We start from the raw sequence: 21,841 nt of genomic DNA on the forward strand, positions 1-21,841 counted from the left end.
TTCTTAAATTACATCGCTACCGCTTTAGCACGAGCTGCATGCAATTTTTTATAACTCTCAATTAGACGTAAATGGCGATCAAGTCCTTCTAGTTTCATGCTTGTTGGTGTTAAACCATAGAAACGAACGCTACCGTCGACAGAACCTAATACCGCATCCATTCGTGTGTCACCAAACATACGGCGGAAGTTAGTCAGGTAGTCTTCAAGCTCTAGTTCTTCATCTAATATTACTTCAAGTACCACGTTCATACATTGATAGAACAAACCACGCTCAACGGTGTTGGTGTTATATTGCAAGTAAGTTTCGACAAGCTCTTTTGCTTCTTCAAATTGTTGTAATGCAACATAAATGAGCAATTTCAGTTCTAAAATTGTGAGCTGTCCCCAAACTGTATTGTCATCAAATTCGATGCCAATGAGTGTGGTAATTTCAGTGTAATCATCTAGCTCACATTCCTCTAAGCGCTCAACCAACGCCTCAAGCTGTTCATCATCCAAACGATGCAGATTTAGAATATCTTCACGGAATGCAAGTGCCTTATTGGTATTGTCCCAAATCAGATCTTCAACAAGATAAATTTCTGAATAATCAGGAACTAAAATACGGCAAGCGGTCGCACCTAAGTGCTCATAGACTGCCATATACACTTCTTTACCCATCTCTTCGAGAATACCGAACAAAGTTGCAGCTTCTTCTGCATTCGACTCTTCGCCTTCGCCAGAAAAATCCCATTCAACAAAGTCATAGTCAGATTTAGAGCTAAAGAAGCGCCAAGAAACTAAACCGCTTGAGTCAATAAAGTGCTCAACAAAGTTATTCGGCTCAGTCACTGCATTACTTTGGAAAGTCGGTTGAGGTAAATCATTTAAGCCTTCAAAACTACGGCCTTGAAGTAATTCGGTCAGACTACGTTCCAACGCAACTTCAAAACTTGGATGCGCACCGAAAGATGCAAACACCCCACCCGTACGCGGGTTCATTAAAGTTACACACATTACAGGGAACTGACCGCCTAATGATGCATCTTTAACTAATACAGGAAAACCTTGCTCTTCTAAGCCTTTAATACCAGCCACAATACTTGGGTATTTTGCTAATACGTCTTCAGGAACATCTGGAAGTGCAATTTCACCTTCTAAAATTTCACGTTTTACAGCACGTTCAAAAATTTCAGACAAACATTGAACTTGAGCTTCTGCCAAAGTGTTGCCTGCACTCATACCATTACTTAAGTACAAGTTTTCAATTAAATTTGATGGGAAATATACAACTTCACCGTCAGACTGGCGCACAAAAGGTAGCGAGCAAATGCCACGCTCTATATTGCCTGAGTTAGTATCATATAAATGCGTGCCAAGTAACTCATCATCTGGGTTGTAAATCTCAAGACAATATTCATCTAAGATTTCTTTAGGTAATTCACCATTTGGACCCGGTTTAAACCATTTTTCATCTGGATAATGCACAAATTCAGCATTGGCAATATCTTCACCCCAGAACTGGTCGTTATAGAAGAAGTTACAGTTTAAACGCTCAATAAACTCGCCCAATGCAGATGCCAAAGCACTTTCTTTAGTGGCACCTTTACCATTGGTAAAGCACATCGGAGACTGCGCATCACGAATATGTAACGACCATACATTTGGAACAATATTACGCCAAGACGCGATTTCGATCTTCATGCCCAAATTTGCCAAAATAGCAGACATATTGGCAATGGTTTCTTCTAATGGTAAATCTTTACCTTGAATATAGGTATGGTTTTCTGAAGTTAAGCTTGGCAATAACAATGCTTGTGCATCTGCATCAATACTTTCAACTTCTTCAATAATAAATTCAGGACCCGTTTGAATGACTTTTTTAACAGTACAGCGGTCAATCGAACGTAAAATCCCTTGGCGATCTTTCTCTGAAATATCGGCTGGTAATTCAATTTGAATTTTAAAGGTTTGCTTATAGCGGTTTTCAGGATCAACAATATTATTTTGCGATAAACGAATATTATCGGTTGGGATATCTCGAGCTGCACAATACACTTTTACAAAGTACGCTGCACACAATGCTGATGATGCTAAAAAGTAGTCAAATGGGCCCGGTGCCGAACCGTCACCCTTGTAGCGAATTGGTTGATCGGCAATTACCGTAAAGTCATCGAACTTAGCTTCCTGTCGAAGATTGTCGAGATAATTAACCTTGATTTCCATGCTGGCACCTAAATATTTTTATGTGTCAGCACAGACACATAAAATTCTAAATATTGAAAAATAAGCCGAATCACAGCGAAGAAATTGACTTAAAAAAATGAGAGATTAAAGCCATGTGTTTAATGAACGACTCAATGGGCTTTAATAGGATTGGCGGTATTATAGAGTGATTTTGTGAAGTTGATAACTAAAGTTAAAACATTGATGGTCACAATGTTTTAACTTATCTTTAATTTAATAAATATTGAGCATTAAAATTTAAAGGTGTAATCAACATTCAAACGCGTTTCATTTGCCGAGTGGAAGGTCATATTCGTTGGCATATCATTACGGTAGTGAGAAAAGCGGGCCCGCACTCCTAAGCCTTTTAATTTACCTTCAGGAATTTTATAGCCCAAATCAAACTCCATCGATTCTTCTTTAAAACGCTGATCGCCATATTGCAGTAAATCAATGTTTTCGCCTTTTGCATAGCGAGTCATAAAACGCAGTCCATTTAATGAAACATCACCTACCCGCGCATTTTTAAAGTCATATTCATAACGAATCGAATAGACTTTTTCATCTTTATTTGAATAGTCCGAACTCATAAAATCAAGCACGACTGGACTTTCAGTTCCCGACAAAAACGGTAAACCAGTCGAGCCAAACGACTGCATATAGCCCAAAGAAACCGTATGATTTTGATAGTTAAAACCAAATAAGCCACTAATATGTCGGTTATCAACTTCTCCAATTTTTTTGCTGCCCGTTTCTTCGCTATTAAAAAACCGCACGTCACTTAAAAAATTAAGCTGATCTTTTAAAGGTTGTTTTCCGTTAAAGCCTAAAAACTGTTGCTGGTAAATATCTTTAAGTTCAGCATGGTAAGCCCGTAAACGATAGTCTTTTAACTGATAACTTCCACCTAAAGTATAAAACGAGTCAGTGGTGGCAGCTTTGTCAAAACGATGATTGATATTGTCTGTTCCAACATCGGTATAACGAATGGAATCGCGCTGCCGCACTTCGTCGACATAAAAACCTTCGAGTTGAAGATTTGGAATTTCATTTGAAACAAAGCGAATACCGCGATAAGTCTGAGGGAACAAACGCGCTGGCGATGAAAATATGGTTGGCAATTGTGGAACCAAATCGCCCACAAAAAGCTCATTTTTTCTAAATTTAGCCTTTCCTGTAATGCCGATTTTTCCATAATAATCATCACGCGAGTTATCGGTATTCACTGGGAGTAAGCCACTACGCGCATAGTCATCAGCACGGCTTCCCATCAGGTTAAAACCTGCCATTGCCAGTACATCAACACCGAAACCAACTGTCCCTTCGGTATAACCCGACTGTCCTTTAAAAATTAAACCCTGTGCCCAATCTCTAGCTGCGGTATAGGGATATGGGTCTTTTTTATAGTCTCGGTCAAAGTAAAAACTACGCAGTGTCAGCTCAGCTTTACTGTTTGCTATAAACTCGGCATGCACAACTTGACTAAATAATGGGCACAAGCATACCCCCACCCATAATGGTGTCTTTTTCATTTTTTAACTCAACTATTTAATTTTTAGTGGATTAAGGTGCTGTTTTAAATGAGAAGTTTTGCTCTTTTTGACTGCGGTAAAAAGCGCTACCCAAACTCAAAATCAGGAAAATAGCCAAAATAAACACCACACCGTAATAGGCATACAGCGTTGCAGGTGCAATACCTTTATCTAAGAAAATGCCTGCGACCGTTGGCGATAAAATTGCCCCAATCCGACCAAAACCAATTGCATAACCCACACCGCGACTACGGATTTCAGCATCATAAATTGTTGGAGAAATAGAATATAAACCTGCCACACAACCGTTAATGAGGGTGCCAAGTAATAAACCGACTATGAGTGCAATGCTGACTTGAGATGAGACAGCAACAAATAGGAAAACACATGCCGAGGTTAGTCCTAAAAACAGACTTAAGGCATAAAAGACTTTCATGCGTGATGCCAATAAACCAATAATGGCCGCCCCAAAAATACCGCCAATACTAATTAAAATGCCGGTACTTACGCCTTGCTCTGGTGACATTCCCATTGAAATCAGAATTTTTGGTGTCCAGCTCATGACAAAATAAAAGCCAAACATCACTAAAAAGAATGCAAACCAAAGACAAAGTGTCTGGAACCCCTGCTGCCCTGAAAATAATTTACCAATATCACCTGTATTTTTTTGATTATTCTGGCCGTAATAAGGTAAAGCTTTTAAAGCAGTTAACCCCATACGATTTACTGTTGCGTTAATACGTTCTAATGCCTGTTTTGGTCTTTTTGCCAACAAATAATCTAAAGATTCAGGTAATAACCATGCACTAATCAGCAACATCACTATGGTTGTGATGCCTCCTGCCAAAAAGATTGAACGCCAACCTAAATGCTCAATCAAAGCCAGTGAGAGTACTCCGCCTAGTGTCGCACCAATGCCATAACCTGTAGACATTAAGCTCACTGCGAGACTGCGCCAGCGTGCATTGGCATACTCACTTGCCAAGACATTACTACTCGCAAGAATCCCGCCTACCCCAATTCCGGTAATAAACCGAAGTGCTGCCAACATGCCATGACTTTGCACCAAAGCACAGCCCAACATGCTAAGACCTGCAATCACTAAACAAACCAAGATAAGTAAACGGCGACCGATTTTATCGGCTAAAGGCGCAAGAAAAATTGAACCGGCAGCCATCCCAAAAAGACCTGAACTCAGCAATAAGCCAATTTGTGCCCCTGAAAGTGACCATTCTGCTGACACGGATGGAGCAGTAAATGCCATTACCATCACGTCAAAGCCATCAATAATATTGAGACAAATACAGATCAAAATGATGAACCATTGATAACGGCTCATATTATTTTGATTGATCTCGCTTAGAACATCTCTTTCCATTTGTGCATCTCCCAATGTGGATAAGAGATACACACGACATTGCTAATATGAGCGATTGGGTGGTTATGCATATCCGTATCCATCATGACCTAGAGGAATATTTGTTTTTTGGAGCATCCTGCTCTTTTTCTATACTGATTATTTGGATCCAAAAAATCAACAATATTTTTAAAATTTAATAATCACCAAATTAAATAACTGAAAAATATAAGTATAATTTATTTAAAATTACAAATGTGGATCCATAAAAATTTATCTATTTCCAATTGTACAACTCAAAGGATTTCTCCTTACTCCTCCTCTAACTTAATAAATATGGATCCAAATTAAACTTTAATGACCAAAACTTTTAAAAAATAAAAAAATCTGAATTAATATTAAAGATATAAACAATCAAGGAAAGTAATGTAAAAAAAGATCCTGCTTATCAATTGACCAATATTTTTATTTATTATAAATTGGATCCAATAAGTGATAAGGAGTCGTCACAAATGTTTATTAAAAATGCATGGTATGTAGCCTGCCGTCCAGAAGAAATCCAAGATAAACCATTAGGTCGTACCATCTGTGGTGAAAAAATCGTTTTTTACCGTGGCAAAGAAAACAAAGTAACAGCCGTTGAAGATTTTTGTCCGCATCGTGGTGCCCCACTTTCACTGGGCTATGTCGAAGATGGCAACCTTGTCTGTGGTTACCATGGCTTAGTTATGGGCTGTGATGGAAAGACTGTTTCAATGCCAGCTCAGCGTGTAAATGGTTTCCCTTGCAATAAAGCATATGCAGTTGTTGAAAAGTTCGGCTTTATTTGGGTATGGCCAGGTGAAAAAGCTTTAGCAGATGAAGCAAAACTCCCAACTTTAGAATGGGCAGATCATCCCGAATGGAGCTATGGCGGAGGCCTGTTTCACATTCAGTGCGACTATCGCCTAATGATCGACAACCTAATGGATTTAACCCACGAAACCTATGTTCACTCAAGCAGTATTGGGCAAAAAGAAATTGATGAAGCCCTGCCAGTGACTAAAGTTGACGGTGACCATGTCATTACCGAACGCTATATGGAAAATGTGATTGCACCTCCATTTTGGCAAATGGCCCTTCGCGGCAATCATTTGGCAGATGATGTACCTGTTGACCGTTGGCAACGTTGCCACTTCTTTGCGCCAAGTAATGTTCACATTGAAGTAGGTGTAGCGCATGCCGGACATGGTGGTTATCACGCACCAAGTGACAAAAAAGTTTCCTCAATCGTGGTCGATTTTATTACGCCGGAAACTGAAACATCACATTGGTATTTCTGGGGAATGGCACGCAACTTCCAGCCAGATAATGCTGAACTCACCGATCAAATTCGTGAAGGCCAAGGCAAAATCTTTACTGAAGATTTAGAAATGCTGGAGCAACAGCAGCAAAACATTTTAAATAATCCACATCGCAAATTACTGATGCTCAATATCGACGCAGGCGGTGTCCAGTCCCGTAAGGTCATTGACCGACTACTTGCCGAAGAAAATAAAACGCTTCCTGAAACGTCCGCACAGAAGTTTCCAAACATTCGGATTATTTAAAGGAGCATAAACATGGACGTTATTATTCAAAAAATTCATCAGCTCACCCCGACTATTCGTGCGTTTGAATTGGTTGCAGCAAATGGTATGGAGCTGCCGAGTTTTGAAGCAGGTGCACATATTGATGTGCATCTGAAAAATGGCCTCACTCGCCAATATTCACTTTCAAATTGCTGTAGTGAAAAGCATCGTTATGTGATTGGTGTTTTACATGATGCCAATTCACGCGGTGGCTCACGTTGCATTCACACCGAATATCGTGAAGGCGATCATTTAAAAATTGGTGAACCTCGTAATTTATTTGAAATTCACCCTCAAACCAAACAAGCGGTTTTATTTGCGGGTGGTATTGGTATTACCCCTATTTTGTCGATGGCATATCGGCTTAAGTCGGCCAATACTCCTTTCGAATTGCACTACTTTGTTCGTAGTCATGAAATGATTGCCTTTTATGGCAATTTAACCGAGCACTTTAGTGACCAAGTCCATTTTCATATTCAAGACCAACCGGACACCGAATGTAATATGGCAGAGGTTTTGGGCCAAGTTTCACCTGATAAACACTTATATGTGTGTGGACCTACAGGGTTTATGCAGTTTGTCATGAATTCAGCCGAGCAAACGGGTTGGCATAGCGAACAGTTACATCAAGAGCATTTTGTCGCGCAAAAAGTAGATACGTCTAACAATGAAGCTTTTACGATTGAAGTGAAAGGTACGGGCCGCCGAATTGAAGTATTACCAGAGCAGACTGCTACGGAAGCATTAATTGCGAATGGTTTTGATATTCCTGTTTCATGTGAACAAGGCATTTGTGGCACATGTATTACCCGTGTGGTAGAAGGTACGCCAGATCATCGCGATTTGTTTATGACTGCTGAAGAACATGCTCTAAATGATCAGTTTACGCCCTGCTGTTCTCGTGCAAAAACTAAACATCTTGTGATTGAACTTTAATACCCCAGTTCCTTTATTCAAAAATAAAGGAACTTCTTTTACCTTAAGCGCTGAGAACATTTCTTAGGGTTTCACCTAAAATCACCACACTACTGTGTTCGCGCATTAACGTTTCAGCACGCCCTGCCTGACGATTTACCAATGCATCGAAAATCGAACAATGCTGCAGATGTGCATAGTGCAATCGGCGATATTCCGATAAAGCTTGGTTCTGGTCATAGGTAATGGCTTGAGCAGAAGCCATCGGCAATTGATTATTTTTAGCCAAGGCTTGTATGAGCGCAACGTTTTGCGCGCCTTCAATAATGGTGTCATGAAAGATGACATTAAAATGATGATAACGCTCTAGTTCAGCATCACCAAACTCGTCCTTTTCATTAAAGAGTTTTTCTGTTTCCTGAATGCAATGTTGCAACGTTTTTTTCTGCTCTTCGCTTAAGCCTTGTTCTGCCAAAGTTTTCGCAGCCAATCCTTCCAGTACCCCTCGCACTTCAAGTGCGTCATGCACCAGTTTTCCGGAAATTTCACGAACCGTGTAACCACGAGTTGGATTTTTAATGAGGAGACCTTCTTGTTCAAGCAACCGAAAGGCTATACGAACAGGCTGGCGCGAAACACCAAGTAACTCGGCAGTAGGAATCTCGGCAATTCTGGCACCGCCTTCAAGTTCCCCTGAAATAATCATTTTTCTTAGTTTTAGTAAAACTTGTTGTCCTGAAGACATTCGTTGCCACACATCATCAAAAACGTCACTTCGATGCTAGCAAGTTCATTTGCAAAATGAAATCAATTTTCTGTGTGAATCAGTACTTAGCAATTTATCTCAACCTAAACAAATACACTTATTTAAAATTTTTAAGATTATTGACCATAATATCGAGATTATTACGGATCAAATAAGCCAAGTTAATATCAATGCCTTCAAGCATTTTTTCTTCGACTTTTAAAACCACTTCATTGCATTTGTTTAACTTTTCAATCCCGCTTTCAGTCAGGGTAATTAAAATACGGCGGCCATGTGTTGGGTCTGGTTTTTTCTCAATCCAGCCATTCACCAGTAAATCTTGCAAAATTTTATTGGCAGATTGCGGCTTTATGAAAGAACGCTCAGCGAGCTTAGCATTAGATAAATTACTTTTTGAAGCTAAAACAGAAAGTGCGGTAAATTGCGGTAAGGTAATTTCAAGCTCTTTTAAATGTTCTGTTAAATGTTTACTAATAATTCGGTCAACACGAGCAATCATGTAACTTAACTTAGGCTCATCTTCTACTTTTTTTTGAACTAAATTCGAACGTACCATAACCTTTCAATCATCATAAGAAAATCTGTAGTGAAAGTATGAGGTTCTAACCCCATACTTTCGTTAAAACTTAGCGAGCACCTGAGCTTTGTACTAAATGTACAGGCTGTTTAGGTTTTTTGACAAGAAGTAATGCAGAGATCGCTGCAATTAAAATCACTGGAATACTTGAACCAATCACGATGGTCGAGCTTTGTCCAAGTGAGAGTAAAAAACCAGCCATTAAAGGCCCAGCAAATGAACCAATACGCCCGATTGCAACCGCTGCGCCAACTCCGGTTCCACGCATTTCGGTTGGATAATACATGGCAGCCAAACCATACAGCGCCGATTGTCCACCTACAATGAATAAACCACAACCCACTGCCGAAAGTGCAAGTAAAGCAACGGTTGGAGAAATTGCTAAACAACAAAGCGAAAATAAAATACCTAGATAAATCAGCTTAATCACAAAACTCATGCGTAATTTATCAAGCAATACACCCATCAGAACCGAACCTAAAATTCCACCAACGTTGTAGCCCATCTGTACATAGTTCGCCTGTAGTTTCGATAAGCCTTGCGCACCCATCAGCAACGGCAACCAGTTCAACAAAAAGTACAACACCACCAATGTGCAGAAAAAACTTATCCAAAGCTGAATGGTCGACATACGACGTTCTTTGGCAAATAAAACTTCAAAGAATGGCGTGGTTTGCTGTGCTTGAACTTTACGTTGCAGATAATCATTTGACTCAGGTAAAAAGCGCATAATCAGTGGAATGAGTAAAATAGGCGCAATCCCCCCGATATAGAAAATATGACGCCACTCTGCATCGCCTGCCAACGACATAGCAACAACAGAAGTGAGTAATCCACCAAAAGGAATGCCACTATACATAATGCTCACTGCGGTCCCTTTGTGCTGGTCAGGTACAGCCTCAGATGCCAGTGTAATCATCATTGGTAATGCCCCTCCCATTCCTAAACCTGTACAAAAACGAATGAGTAATAGCAAACTGAAGTTAGCAGCATAGGCGGTTAGCAAAGACATAATTCCAAAAAGTAAAATACTAAAAATTAGAATTTTCTTACGCCCGACGATATCGGCAAACCGACCGCCTAATATTGCGCCTGGGAGTGTTCCCAAAATTGCAGCACTAAATGCCCACGCCATCTGGGCATTATCTAACATAAACTCAGCCCGCATTCGTGGAGCGGCTACCCCCATTGATTGAAGATCAAAGCCTTCAAAAATTGCTATGGCAAAGCACAGTAGCAACGTTATTTTTGCCCTTGAAGGCTGTCCTGATATTTTTTCCATTGTGTTGTCCTTTATTGACTAGTCGTTCCATTTAGCCCTTTGTGTATTGTTGTTTAAACACACCAAAAATATCAGTTAAACTTACTAAAAAATCAACATATTTTTATGATAAATTAATTTAAAAAATAATTAATATTTAAAATACAATGAATTAAAAAATATTTATGAAATTTTATAAAAAAGACTTGAATGTAAGTTTAACTGATATTAGATTAAATCCCAGAACAGCAAAAAAATCATTCAAGGAGTATGAAGATGAGTTATGAAAACCGCTGGGAAACAGTAGATGTTAAAGTTGAAGATGGAATTGCATGGGTCACCCTAAACCGTCCGGAAAAGAAAAATGCCATGAGCCCAACACTCAATCGTGAAATGATTGATGTGCTTGAAACTCTTGAGCTTGATCAAGATGCACGTGTTTTGGTTTTGACGGGTGCAGGTGATTCTTGGACAGCGGGTATGGATTTGAAGGAATATTTCCGTGAAGTCGACACTCAGCCTGAAATTTTCCAAGAACGTATTCGCCGCGACTCATGTCGCTGGCAGTGGCAACTTCTTCGTATGTATTCAAAACCAACTATTGCTATGGTCAACGGCTGGTGCTTTGGAGGCGGTTTCTCACCTTTAGTGGCTTGTGACCTCGCAATTGCAGCCGATGAAGCAACTTTCGGTTTATCTGAAATTAACTGGGGTATCCCACCGGGCAACCTTGTAAGTAAAGCAATGGCAGACACTGTTGGTCACCGTGCCTCTTTGTACTACATCATGACGGGTAAAACCTTTAGCGGTAAAGAAGCCGAAACCATGGGCCTTGTGAACAAAAGCGTACCGCTTGCCCAATTAAAAGCAGAAGTGACTGAACTTGCAAATTGCTTACTTGAGAAAAACCCTGTGGTTCTTCGTACCGCTAAAAATGGATTTAAGCGTTGCCGCGAACTGACATGGGACCAAAACGAAGACTACTTATATGCCAAACTTGATCAATGTATCCACCGCGATACAGAAAATGGCCGCCAAGAAGGTTTGAAACAATTCTTAGATGAAAAATCAATTAAACCGGGTTTACAGAGTTATAAACGTACTGGTTAACTTTTGATTCTTTAATGGCAATGTAAGGACACAACCCATGCAAAATGTACAGTTACTTATTCACGGTCAATCTGTTGATGCATCAAATCAGGCAACTTTTGAGCGTATTAGCCCAATTGATGGATCAGTGGCAACTAAAGCTGCTGCTGCAACACTGGAAGATGTTGATCGTGCAATCGATTCGGCACAACAAGCTTTTAAAGTATGGTCGAAAATCTCGCCTACCGAGCGCCGCTTACGCTTATTAAAAGCAGCCGATTTAATGGACCAAAAGACCGAGCAATTCATTCGAACTGGAATGCAAGAAACAGGTTCAACTGCAACATGGTATGGGTTTAACGTTCACCTTGCTGCCAACATGTTACGTGAAGCAGCAGCAATGACCACACAAATTGATGGAAGCTTAATTCCGTCAGATGTGCCGGGCAATCTTGCAATGGGTGTACGCGTTCCTTGTGGTGTGATTGTAGGGATTGCGCCTTGGAACGCCCCTGTCATTTTGGCAACACGTGCACTTGCCATGCCTTTGGCTTGTGGTAACACGGTTGTGTTAAAAGCATCGGAAGCCTGCCCTGCAACACATCGTCTCATTGGTGAAGTGTTACATGAAGCAGGTCTGGGTGAAGGTGTCGTGAATGTGATTACGCATGCCGCCGAAGATGCACCACAAATCGTGGAACGCTTAGTGTCTCATCCAGCTGTGAAACGCATTAATTTTACCGGTTCAACCAAAGTCGGCAAAATTATTGCCGAGACTGCTGCTAAATATTTAAAACCTGTTTTACTTGAACTTGGTGGTAAAGCCCCTGTTGTGGTTTTAAATGAGGCTGATATTAATGAAGCCGTAAATGCAGTCGCTTTTGGAGCATTCTTTAATCAGGGGCAAATTTGTATGTCGACCGAACGTGTTTTGGTTCAAGACAATATTGCCGACCAGTTTATTGAAAAACTGATTGAGAAAACCCGTTCTATTCAGGCAGGTAATCCAACCTCAAAAGACAATGTACTCGGTGTTTTAGAAAGTCGCCGCGCTGCAAACCGTATTCAGCATTTGCTGGAAGATGCTCAAAACAAAGGGGCTGACTTACCTTTAGGTATCCATATTGAAGACACCACCATGCAACCGACGTTAGTGCTCAATATTAAACCTGACATGCTGCTTTATCGTGAAGAATCTTTTGGGCCTGTATGCACAGTTCAACGTTTTTCAAGCATTGAGGAAGGTGTAGCACTGGCAAATGATAGTGAGTTCGGCCTTTCTTCAGCTGTGTTTAGCCAGAATATTTCACAAGCATTAGAAGTCGCTAAACAGATTGATTCGGGTATTTGTCATATTAACGGCGCAACCGTACATGACGAAGCTCAAATGCCATTTGGCGGAACAAAATCAAGTGGATACGGACGATTTGGTAGTAAAGCATCTATTGCCGAGTTTACCGATTTACGCTGGATTACCATTCAAACCCAATCACGTCATTACCCGATTTAGTCAGGCTAATGCGAATACCGACATATTAAATAAAAATTGCATGATGCAAAAAAAATAAAGCGCAGTGATGCGCTTTCCATGGAGTGAAAGAAATGCAAATGAATGCCACTCAATCACAAGACCGCGAACGGTTCGTAAAATTAGGGCAACACGATATTCATTATCACTATAAAGATCAAACGCTCTATATCAGCCCAAAAGAGCAATTAAAACCGTATCCCCAAAAACTGACAGATCGATTAATTCATTTTGCACAAACCAAACCCGACCATATTTTTGCAGCAAAACGCAATGCTCAAGGTGAATGGGTCAAACTAAGTTATGCAGAAGTTCTACAACGCGCATGGCACATTGCTCAAGCTTTGCATGACCGTAATTTAAGCCAAGAACGACCACTCGTTATTTTAAGTGGCAATGATCTCGAACATTTAACACTGTCTATGGGTGCCATGCTGGCAGGTGTGCCTTTCTCGGCTATTTCCCCTGCCTATTCTCTTATTTCTCAAGACTTCGGCAAACTCAAACATGTGTTTGAAGTGCTCACACCTGGTATGGTTTATGCCAGCGATGGACAAGCTTTTGCCAAAGCCATTCAGGCATGCATTACATCCGATATTGAAGTGGTGACCAATAAAGGTATTGTAGGCGATCAGATCTGCACGTCTTTTCAATCGCTGTTAGATACACCAGTTTCAAATGTTCAAGAGTTTTACCAAACCCTTGATGAAAACCAGATTGCCAAATTCTTATTTACATCAGGTTCAACCAAATTACCTAAAGCTGTACCGACCACACATTTAATGTTGTGTGTTAATCAGCAAATGTTATTGCAGACTTTCCCTGAGTTTGAAGAAACGCCGCCTGTCCTACTCGACTGGCTGTCTTGGCACCACACATTTGGCGGCAGTCACAATGTCGGCATCGCACTCTATAACGGCGGTACGATTTACATTGATGATGGCAAACCCGTTGCAGGAAAATTTGACGAAACCATTCGTAACCTCAAAGAAATTTCTCCAACAGTTTATTTAAATGTGCCAAAAGGCTGGGAAGAACTCACCGAAGCGTTAGAAAAAGATGAAGAATTAAGAGACCGCTTTTTTGCCAAAGTTAAAATTTTATTCTTTGCAGGCGCAGCGCTTTCAGAAGCGGGCTGGAACAGGCTCGACAAAATTGCTCAGCAACATTGCGGAGAAAAAATTCGCATCATGAGCGGATTGGGTATGACTGAAACTGCTCCCTCTTGTGCTTTTACAACTGGCCCACGCGTGATGGCTGGCTTTATTGGTTACCCTGCTCCGGGATGTGAAATTAAGCTAGTGCCATGTGATGACAAACTTGAGTTCTGTGTTCGTGGCAAACACGTCATGAAAGGCTATTGGCGCTTAAAAGCGGACCAACAAAGCACTATTTTTGATGATGAAGGCTTTTTCCATACAGGCGATGCCGTTCGTTTGGTCGATGTCAATGATCCAACTAAAGGTCTCATGTATGACGGACGAATTGCCGAAGACTTTAAACTCAATACAGGGACTTTTGTGAATGTGGGCACATTACGCAACAAAGTGCTCATTCAAGGTAATTTACTCATCCAAGATGTTTGTATTACTGGTTCAAACCTGAATGCTATTGGTTTTCTGATTTTTCCAAAATTAGAAGCTTGCGCTCAATATGCAGGTCTTAAGCTTGGTGAACATTCTCAAGCAGAGATATTACAGCATCCTAAAGTCCAGCAATGGTTCCGCCAATTTTTAACAACCTTTAATAAAGATGCGACTGGCAGTTCAAACACAGTCTCAATGCTTTATTTAATGACCGAGCCACCTCAACTCGATGCAGGCGAAGTAACCGATAAAGGCAACCTCAATCAAAGCAGTATTACCAAGCGCCGTGCCGCTTTAATTGAAGAGCTTTATCAAAAGCAGACTGATAACCCGCTGATTATTCGGGTGCCCACCTTAAAACAATAAGCAATTGAAATAAAAAAGGAAGCTCAAACTTCGGTTTGGGCCTTAGCCTCACTTTTGCCAAAAAAAGGTTCAACATGCTACACGATACAGAATTTGAACTATTTCGGAACAGCTATCGCAGGTTCTTAAAAGAACAAGTTGCTCCGTATTATGAACAATGGGAACACGAAGGCCTCATCCCACGTGATCTATGGCTTCGTCTTGGGGAAAATGGTTTTTTGTGTGTCGATGTGCCTGAGGAATATGGCGGCTATGGCGCTCCTGTTCATTACTCCCTCATGCTGGTTCAAGAAACTGCTCAAGCTGGCTTTGCGTCTTTGGCAGTTGCCATTGGTGGGCAAAATGAGCTGGTCTCTCCTTATCTACAAAATATTGGATCTGAAGAGCAAAAACGTTATTGGCTACCCAAAATGGTGACAGGTGAAGTCGTCACTGCAATTGCCATGACAGAGGCCAATGCGGGTTCAGACTTACAGGCTATACGCACTCAGGCCATTTTAGAAAATGACCAATATCGTGTGAATGGTTCAAAAACATTTATATCAAATGGCTTGCATGCCGACCTGATTGTTCTTGTAGCAAAAACCGATCCGCAAGCCAAAGCAAAAGGCATATCAATTTTATTAGTGGATGCTGCTTTAGACGGCGTTAAAAAAGGTCGCTCTTTACAAAAAATCGGACTCCATGCCCAAGATACAGCCGAACTATTTTTTGATGATGTTTGTGTGCCTGCAACTCAGCGTTTGGGTGAGGAAGGACAAGGTTTTGCTTATTTAATGCAAGAGTTACCGCGTGAGCGTTTAAGCATTTCAATGATGGCTTTGGGGTCAATTTTAGGCGCCATCGAACTGACCAAAGACTATGTATTAGAACGTAAAGCCTTCGGACAACCTTTAAGCCAAATGCAAAACACGCGATTTGTACTAGCAAACGCGCAAATCAAAGCAAAAGCCGCCCAAGCCTTTGTAGATCAATGTGCAACGCTGTATCAACAACACCAGTTAAGCGTGACTCAAGTTGCCGCACTGAAATGCTTTATTACCGATGTCCAATGTGAAGTGATTGACCAATTACTTCAGCTTTTCGGTGGCTACGGTTACATGCAGGAATACCCGATTTCACGCTTTTTTGTGGATGCACGGGTACAAAAAATTTATGGGGGAACCAATGAAATTATGAAAGAAATCGTGGCCCGAGAACTGCTCGGAAAATAATTCGATTTAAAAAATCAAATAAGGCAGACACAACAACTATGCCTTGTTGAAAACAAAAAATGATATTTCAGGAAGAAATGCTATGTCGAAATTATGGATGTACTCTACCCTTATGCTCTCAGGTTCAGTGTGGGCTGGCAGTTTTATTGATAACAGTTCAGTAGAACTCACCACACGAAATTTCTATTTTGACCGCGACTACCAAGAGCAATCTGCTTACCCTGCCGCCAAGGACTGGACACAAGGGTTTATTCTTAAAGCCAATTCAGGTTATACCGAAGGGACTGTCGGTTTTGGGCTGGATGTGCTTGCAACGGCAGGCTTTAAACTTGTTGCCGATGCCGAGCACGGAGGTACAGGAAACTTACCTAGAGACACGCGCACCAATGAGCCTGCTGACTCTTATGGGGAAATTGGGGTCACAGCAAAAGCCAAAATAAGCCAGACCGAGCTACGCATCGGTACATTAATGCCAATGAACCCTGTTTTAGTGGCTTCACCTGCTCGTTTGCTTCCTCAAACCTATCGAGGAATTTCACTCACCAGTAAAGATATTAAAGATTTTGATTTACAGGCAGCTTACCTCGATAAAGTGAATCATCGTGATTCGACCAACTATGAAAAAATTAAAATTTCAGGCGTAAATGGACGATTTAAAAGTGCTGAAACTGATGGGCTTTATTACTTAGGTGGAAACTATCAGTTTAATCCTGCACTAAAACTCACCGCTTTTTACATGGATGTTGATAATCTTTATAACCAAACTATGGTCGGTGCATTACACCAATATAAAATTAATGATACGTCCAATCTGAGTTCACAATTACGCTACTACCGCAGCCGAGACGACGGACAAGCAAAAGCAGGCTTAGTCGATAATGACCTTTACCATGCGCATTTCGAACTCAAACATCAAAACCATAAGTTTATTTTTGGAACTTTCCAACATCACGGCGATACCGCTTTCCCGTATTTGACTGGTGGTGAAACTGGACTCCTTATTGATACATGGCCGGGCGAGTTTTTAAACCCAAAAGAAAAGGCCTATAGCTTCCGTTATGAATATGACTTTAAAGATTTTGTACCGGGTTTACGTTTTATGACCCGTTACACCACAGGTCACAATATTTATGCACCTAACTTAGGCGGAACTAATCTAAAAGAGCGAGAAACAGACTTTGATTTAGGCTACACCGTTCAAAGTGGCTGGTTAAAAAATCTAGGGTTACGTGCGCGCTATGCCATATATGACAACAATATGCTCTCTACAGCCAATATCAAACCTGTAAACGAAACCCGTCTCAACATCGACTACACATGGAAATTTAAATAATTCAAAACAGGAGGTTCTATTACACATAGAACCTCTTTTTATTTTGGGAAATAAATAATTCAGCATGGAGCCTTCATTATGGATCAAAAAACTTTAGAACACTTACCGCCCATCCATCACCATTTGGGTGGCCATAATATCCATTGGAATGACAAAAACACTGAACTTAGCATTCACTACACAGCACTAGAAAGCTTTACCAATCCACGTGGCACAGTTGAAGGTGGCATGATCTGCGCCATGCTTGACGACGTGATGGGACTTTTTGCATATCTCGCCAATGACCATAAACCCGCTACCACCATTAACTTAACGATGGATTTTTTAAGGCCCTGTGCTGTAGGCGAAGTCATTACAAAATGCCGATTCATTAAACAAGGCAAAACTGTACTGAATCTCGAAAGTGAAGCTTGGCAAAACAACAAAATGATCGCACGAAGCACAGCTAATTTTTTGGTTTTAGATTAATTACAAACATTCATTCAATAAGGATATGAATAAATGAATTACACCAACAATAAACGAATTTTGACCCGCTCCGCTTTAGTGCTTGCCATGCTTGGTGCTTTGGCAGGCTGTGGAAGTGATAATGCTGACACAACGGCTCCCTCAACAACCAAACCACCACAGTTATCTCCTGCTGTTGGCGTAAAAATGACAGGAAGCTGTACGGACTTACTCGGATTTCAATACAACAATACGGTCATTAGCTCCTCCACTCTTCAAGAGGCAGGCACATTGACTGTCGCCAATAAACCGATTGGCGCTCATTGTTTGGTTAAAGGTTATATGGATCAACGTATAAGCCCTGTCGATGGACAAACCTATCAAATTGGTTTTGAAATGCGCTTACCTGTTGACTGGAATGGTCGTTTTCTCTATCAAGGTAATGGCGGAACCGATGGCAACTTAGTGCCTGCAACAGGTCAGGTCGGCAGCGGTGGTCCACTGACCAATGCCCTGCATGATGGTTTTGCTGTTATTTCCTCTGATGCCGGACATAATGCTTCACAAAATCCAATGTTTGGTTTAGACCCTCAAGCTAGAATTAACTACGGCTATGGTGCAATTACCAAACTCACGCCTATGGCAAAAAACCTAATTAAAGCCGCATATGGTAAATTGCCAGACCGCTCCTATGCAGGTGGTACATCGAACGGCGGGCGTCATGCCATGATTGCAGCAACTCGTTTGGGTGACCAATATGATGGCATTTTAGCAAGCACACCAGGTTTTCACCTACCTCGTGCAGCTGCAGCCCAACTCTACACCGCACAACAGCTTCGTCGTGCCGCAACAGATGAAAATGACTTAAGTACTGCTCTTACTCTTTCAGAGCGCAAAGTATTAGCACAAGCGATTTTAGATCGATGTGATGCTTTAGACGGTGTTGCAGATGGCTTGGTTCAAGATGTCGAAGCTTGCCGTACAGCTTTTGATCTTCACAAAGATGTACCTGTTTGCCCAAGCACAAGGGATGGTACATGCCTAAGTACCGAACAAATTGATGTATTAGCCAATATTTACCGTGGTCCTGTAAATTCGGCTGGACAAGCCCTCTATGCAACCCAGCCTTTCGACCCCGGTTTAGTGGGAAGCAACTGGGCAAGCTGGAAATTCGAATCTTCGGTGGGAACAGCACGTGACCCCGTTGCAGTCGGCATTCTTTTTCAGGTTCCACCAGACCCAACTGTAACTCAAAACTCTAGACAATTTGCCTTTAATTTTAACTTCGATACAGACTATCCAAAACTCTCGGCAACCAATGATGTGTATACCGAAAGTTCGATGTCATTCATGATGCCACCTGACGAACTTAATCTAGATAAACTTCGTAATCACGGTGGAAAAATGATTGTGGTACAAGGCACAGCAGATGGCGTTTTCTCTGTAGATGACACCCAAAATTGGTACGATCAACTGCTACAACACTATAAAAATGATGCAAAAGGTACAGCACCTGAATTTGCACGTTTCTTTAGAGTTCCGGGCATGAACCATACCCGTGATGGCATTGCGACCGACCAATTTGATGCATTGACTGCTTTAGTTAACTGGGTGGAATATGGACAAGCACCTGACAAAATTATTGCGACTGCACGCGGCGCAGGTAACCCGAGTGGTCAAATCAATACTGAACTTCCACAAGACTGGGCACCAGACCGCACCCGTCCACTTTGTCCTTACCCACTGATTGCTCGTTACAATGGGCAAGGTGATAGCGAAAAAGCTGAAAACTTTAGCTGTAAATAAAACCCTATAAAATTAAAAGAGAGCTGACCTAGGCTCTCTTTTTTTATTCTAATAAGTATCACTATTGAATCATTATCAAATGATATTTCATCCAATGCCTGCATCACTGCTAAGATAATACCGAAAACCAAAAACTCATTTCGATATGCAAAATCAGACTGCTCCAAATCTCCCCTCAACCCAACTTGGAAAAGCACTGCTTTGTCTTATGACATCGGCATTATTATTTTCCATTATGGGAGTGTGCATTCGTTTTGCTTCGCAAACGGTAGACAACGCGACCGTCGTGTTTTTTAGAAATGCAGTAGGTTTATTTATTTTTATTCCGATGCTGTTTAAACAGGGCTTAGGCTTTATTAAAACTGATAAACTCTGGATGCACACGTGGCGAAGCTTAGTGGGTCTTGCCGCAATGTATGGTTTTTTCTATGCAATTGCGAACTTAAAACTATCAAACGCTATGGTTTTTAGTTATTCATCTCCTATCTTTATTCCACTGATTGCATGGCTTTTCTTAAAAGAAAAAATTACCAAATCGATGATTTTTGCCGCTGTGATTGGTCTCATTGGGGTTTTATTTGTCGCTAAACCCGACCAAGGTCTATTTAACGCATTATCTTTTATTGGCTTGGGCGCCTGCTTTTTATCAGCAATAGCCTTTGTCACTGTAAGAGCTTTAACCAGTACAGAGCCGCCTGAGCGTATTGTTTTTTACTTCTGTATTTTTGGTAGTTTAATTTCCTCTATTCCAATGTTCTGGCATTGGCGTATTTTCACTTGGCATGAACTAGCCCTGCTCATTGCCGCAGGACTTTTAGCAAACATTAGCCAACTGTTTATGTCTTATGCCTACAGCCTAGCCCCGGCAGGACAAATTGGCCCAATGAATTACATTGCTATTATTTTTGCAGGAATTTGGGGATTTGTTTTTTGGCATGAATTACCGGATCTATTCAGCATTATCGGCATATTTATTATTTTATTTGCGATTTTGCTCTGTAATCCATTTTTGCAGAAAAAGTTACTCTCTCGATTTAAATAACAAACAAACCTTAATCTAATTTAGGTACTGTATTCGATACTCATTTGGTGAAATGCCTGTCCAATGGCGATAGGCTTTTCGAAAGTTAGAAGTATCTGAAAAGCCAATTCTCTCAGCAATTTCATCTATGGTTAAAGTTGTCTCTCGCAAATATTCATCAGCAAGACGGCGCCGTGTTTCATCTAACAATTCTTGGTAAGTCAAATTAAACCCTGCCAAGCGCCGGTGTAAAGTGCGTTTTGACATATGTAAGCGTTCAGCCATTTCTTGAGCCGACGGAAAAAGCCCCGTTCTATCCAATAATATTAAACGGATTGTTTTCACAAGCTCAGGCTCTTCAAGTTCAGCAGCGCCTAGCATCCGCTCACAAAAGGACTTACACATATCAGCAGTAATCGGGTTAGCATTTGGGCAAGGTACATCGAGCCATTTTAAATCAAAGTGCCATTGCATCACCCCAGCATTAAACTGAACGGGACAATGAAAAACTTTTTCATATTCTTCTGCATAGTCAGGCGCTGGATAGGGCAACAAAAGCTTCTTCGCTTGAAATGGTCCTTCAAGCACCCGTTCAATTAAGGTTTGCATTGAACTAAACCAAAACTCGCACACCAAAGGCAGAAGCTTACCCAGTGCAATAATGTCCTGCCCTTCAAAAATGGCAACGTCATCTCGAATATAAAATGACTTCTTTAAAATAGGCCCTGCAAGCTTAATATGTCGAATGCCAAGCTCGACTGCTTGTCTAAAATTACGCGAAGAATATAGTGCGTAGCCATACACCCCAAAATCTGACAGTCGCTGCTTTTGACCTGCGCGCAGACCAATAAGTGGATCATTTGATAGCTTTTGAATATTTTGAAATAGCTGAATTTTTTGGACTTGAGAAATATATAAAGAAGGCTGATTTATAGCATCTGGCAAAATATTTGTGCCCGACAGAACTTCTACTATTGAATGACCTTGCAAGCCCATTTCATCAAATAAACTAGTCAAACCCAGCAAATATGTATTCGAACCTAAGGATGTATTATCATAGTTTCCTTCGATAATAGCATTTGCATTTTTATAAAGCTTTTTAGGCATTTAACTCACACCATCCCTAGAGTGACGTGCATAATGGCACTAAACTACCTCTTGTTGTCTCAATTTAACATCGACCATACAACGCTTCAAGCATAAAGTATGATAAGCAAAAGTATGGA

At 41.0% G+C, this 21,841-nt stretch carries 17 protein-coding genes; 10 read left to right on the top strand and 7 right to left on the bottom strand.

What is annotated here, in order from left to right:
• Positions 1-8: 8 nt before the first annotated feature.
• The 3 genes from F984_RS12790 to F984_RS12800 form a co-directional block, all read right to left on the bottom strand.
• Positions 9-2,207 carry an OsmC domain/YcaO domain-containing protein gene (locus F984_RS12790; protein WP_004709882.1) on the bottom strand — a complete coding sequence of 733 codons (2,199 nt, stop codon included), beginning with the start codon at positions 2,205-2,207 and terminating at the stop codon, positions 9-11.
• Positions 2,208-2,458: 251 nt separating this feature from the next.
• Positions 2,459-3,739: an OprD family outer membrane porin gene (locus F984_RS12795; RefSeq protein ID WP_004709883.1), complete on the bottom strand. Its 1,281-nt coding sequence runs from the start codon at positions 3,737-3,739 to the stop codon at positions 2,459-2,461.
• Between the two features lie 31 nt (positions 3,740-3,770).
• Positions 3,771-5,117 (bottom strand): MFS transporter, encoded by a 1,347-nt coding sequence (locus tag F984_RS12800; RefSeq protein WP_004709884.1) that lies wholly within the window; start codon positions 5,115-5,117, stop codon positions 3,771-3,773.
• A 491-nt stretch (positions 5,118-5,608) separates the two neighbouring features.
• On the opposite strand from F984_RS12800, the gene F984_RS12805 reads away from it, so the two are divergent.
• Together F984_RS12805 and F984_RS12810 are read left to right on the top strand one after the other, a co-directional pair.
• On the top strand, positions 5,609-6,685 hold the full coding sequence (locus F984_RS12805) for an aromatic ring-hydroxylating dioxygenase subunit alpha (RefSeq protein WP_004709887.1): 1,077 nt from the start codon (positions 5,609-5,611) through the stop codon (positions 6,683-6,685).
• 12 nt (positions 6,686-6,697) lie between these two features.
• On the top strand, positions 6,698-7,642 hold the full coding sequence (locus tag F984_RS12810) for a PDR/VanB family oxidoreductase (RefSeq protein WP_004709889.1): 945 nt from the start codon (positions 6,698-6,700) through the stop codon (positions 7,640-7,642).
• A 43-nt stretch (positions 7,643-7,685) separates the two neighbouring features.
• Here F984_RS12810 and F984_RS12815 read toward each other — a convergent pair whose 3' ends face one another.
• The 3 genes from F984_RS12815 to mhpT all read right to left on the bottom strand — a co-directional run bounded on the left by F984_RS12815 (position 7,686) and on the right by mhpT (position 10,246).
• Positions 7,686-8,378 (bottom strand): GntR family transcriptional regulator, encoded by a 693-nt coding sequence (locus tag F984_RS12815; protein WP_080631563.1) that lies wholly within the window; start codon positions 8,376-8,378, stop codon positions 7,686-7,688.
• Positions 8,379-8,484: 106 nt separating this feature from the next.
• Positions 8,485-8,943 carry a MarR family winged helix-turn-helix transcriptional regulator gene (locus F984_RS12820; protein ID WP_000252463.1) on the bottom strand — a complete coding sequence of 153 codons (459 nt, stop codon included), beginning with the start codon at positions 8,941-8,943 and terminating at the stop codon, positions 8,485-8,487.
• Positions 8,944-9,013: 70 nt separating this feature from the next.
• A complete protein-coding gene (mhpT, locus tag F984_RS12825) occupies positions 9,014-10,246 on the bottom strand; it encodes a 3-(3-hydroxy-phenyl)propionate transporter MhpT (protein ID WP_000411707.1) in 1,233 nt (410 codons plus the stop codon).
• A gap of 249 nt (positions 10,247-10,495) precedes the next feature.
• Here mhpT and F984_RS12830 point away from each other — a divergent pair, with 249 nt between their 5' ends.
• The 8 genes from F984_RS12830 (at position 10,496) to F984_RS12865 (ending at position 20,636) form a co-directional block, all read left to right on the top strand.
• A complete protein-coding gene (locus tag F984_RS12830; RefSeq protein WP_169538806.1) occupies positions 10,496-11,335 on the top strand; it encodes a p-hydroxycinnamoyl CoA hydratase/lyase in 840 nt (279 codons plus the stop codon).
• A 37-nt stretch (positions 11,336-11,372) separates the two neighbouring features.
• Positions 11,373-12,824 carry an aldehyde dehydrogenase gene (locus F984_RS12835; protein ID WP_004709893.1) on the top strand — a complete coding sequence of 484 codons (1,452 nt, stop codon included), beginning with the start codon at positions 11,373-11,375 and terminating at the stop codon, positions 12,822-12,824.
• A gap of 83 nt (positions 12,825-12,907) precedes the next feature.
• Positions 12,908-14,794, top strand: coding sequence for a feruloyl-CoA synthase (locus F984_RS12840; protein ID WP_171066105.1), 1,887 nt, complete (start codon positions 12,908-12,910; stop codon positions 14,792-14,794).
• A gap of 74 nt (positions 14,795-14,868) precedes the next feature.
• The gene (locus F984_RS12845) at positions 14,869-16,008 is read left to right on the top strand and encodes an acyl-CoA dehydrogenase family protein (RefSeq protein WP_004709897.1); all 1,140 of its coding nucleotides are present in this window, start codon (positions 14,869-14,871) and stop codon (positions 16,006-16,008) included.
• Positions 16,009-16,090: 82 nt separating this feature from the next.
• Positions 16,091-17,341, top strand: coding sequence for an OprD family porin (locus F984_RS12850; protein WP_004709899.1), 1,251 nt, complete (start codon positions 16,091-16,093; stop codon positions 17,339-17,341).
• A 78-nt stretch (positions 17,342-17,419) separates the two neighbouring features.
• A complete protein-coding gene (locus tag F984_RS12855; RefSeq protein WP_004709901.1) occupies positions 17,420-17,809 on the top strand; it encodes a PaaI family thioesterase in 390 nt (129 codons plus the stop codon).
• Positions 17,810-17,842: 33 nt separating this feature from the next.
• A complete protein-coding gene (locus F984_RS12860; RefSeq protein WP_004709903.1) occupies positions 17,843-19,594 on the top strand; it encodes a tannase/feruloyl esterase family alpha/beta hydrolase in 1,752 nt (583 codons plus the stop codon).
• 145 nt (positions 19,595-19,739) lie between these two features.
• A complete protein-coding gene (locus tag F984_RS12865; protein WP_004709904.1) occupies positions 19,740-20,636 on the top strand; it encodes a DMT family transporter in 897 nt (298 codons plus the stop codon).
• A 15-nt stretch (positions 20,637-20,651) separates the two neighbouring features.
• Here the strand turns inward: F984_RS12865 and F984_RS12870 are convergent, their stop codons facing one another.
• Positions 20,652-21,722 (bottom strand): AraC family transcriptional regulator, encoded by a 1,071-nt coding sequence (locus F984_RS12870; RefSeq protein WP_004709906.1) that lies wholly within the window; start codon positions 21,720-21,722, stop codon positions 20,652-20,654.
• Between the last annotated feature and the right edge of the window lie 119 nt (positions 21,723-21,841).

Source organism: Acinetobacter nosocomialis NIPH 2119 (assembly GCF_000368085.1).
Classification (GTDB): Bacteria; Pseudomonadota; Gammaproteobacteria; order Pseudomonadales; family Moraxellaceae; genus Acinetobacter; species Acinetobacter nosocomialis.

Excerpts from the sequence above, each read along its gene's own strand:
- F984_RS12790 (WP_004709882.1), bottom strand. The coding sequence starts at position 2,207 with ATGGAAATCAAGGTTAATTATCTCGACAATCTTCGACAGGAAGCTAAG.
- F984_RS12795 (WP_004709883.1), bottom strand. The coding sequence starts at position 3,739 with ATGAAAAAGACACCATTATGGGTGGGGGTATGCTTGTGCCCATTATTT.
- F984_RS12800 (WP_004709884.1), bottom strand. The coding sequence starts at position 5,117 with ATGGAAAGAGATGTTCTAAGCGAGATCAATCAAAATAATATGAGCCGT.
- F984_RS12805 (WP_004709887.1), top strand. The coding sequence starts at position 5,609 with ATGTTTATTAAAAATGCATGGTATGTAGCCTGCCGTCCAGAAGAAATC.
- F984_RS12810 (WP_004709889.1), top strand. The coding sequence starts at position 6,698 with ATGGACGTTATTATTCAAAAAATTCATCAGCTCACCCCGACTATTCGT.
- F984_RS12820 (WP_000252463.1), bottom strand. The coding sequence starts at position 8,943 with ATGGTACGTTCGAATTTAGTTCAAAAAAAAGTAGAAGATGAGCCTAAG.
- mhpT (WP_000411707.1), bottom strand. The coding sequence starts at position 10,246 with ATGGAAAAAATATCAGGACAGCCTTCAAGGGCAAAAATAACGTTGCTA.
- F984_RS12830 (WP_169538806.1), top strand. The coding sequence starts at position 10,496 with ATGAAGATGAGTTATGAAAACCGCTGGGAAACAGTAGATGTTAAAGTT.
- F984_RS12835 (WP_004709893.1), top strand. The coding sequence starts at position 11,373 with ATGCAAAATGTACAGTTACTTATTCACGGTCAATCTGTTGATGCATCA.
- F984_RS12845 (WP_004709897.1), top strand. The coding sequence starts at position 14,869 with ATGCTACACGATACAGAATTTGAACTATTTCGGAACAGCTATCGCAGG.
- F984_RS12850 (WP_004709899.1), top strand. The coding sequence starts at position 16,091 with ATGTCGAAATTATGGATGTACTCTACCCTTATGCTCTCAGGTTCAGTG.
- F984_RS12855 (WP_004709901.1), top strand. The coding sequence starts at position 17,420 with ATGGATCAAAAAACTTTAGAACACTTACCGCCCATCCATCACCATTTG.
- F984_RS12860 (WP_004709903.1), top strand. The coding sequence starts at position 17,843 with ATGAATTACACCAACAATAAACGAATTTTGACCCGCTCCGCTTTAGTG.
- F984_RS12865 (WP_004709904.1), top strand. The coding sequence starts at position 19,740 with ATGCAAAATCAGACTGCTCCAAATCTCCCCTCAACCCAACTTGGAAAA.
- F984_RS12870 (WP_004709906.1), bottom strand. The coding sequence starts at position 21,722 with ATGCCTAAAAAGCTTTATAAAAATGCAAATGCTATTATCGAAGGAAAC.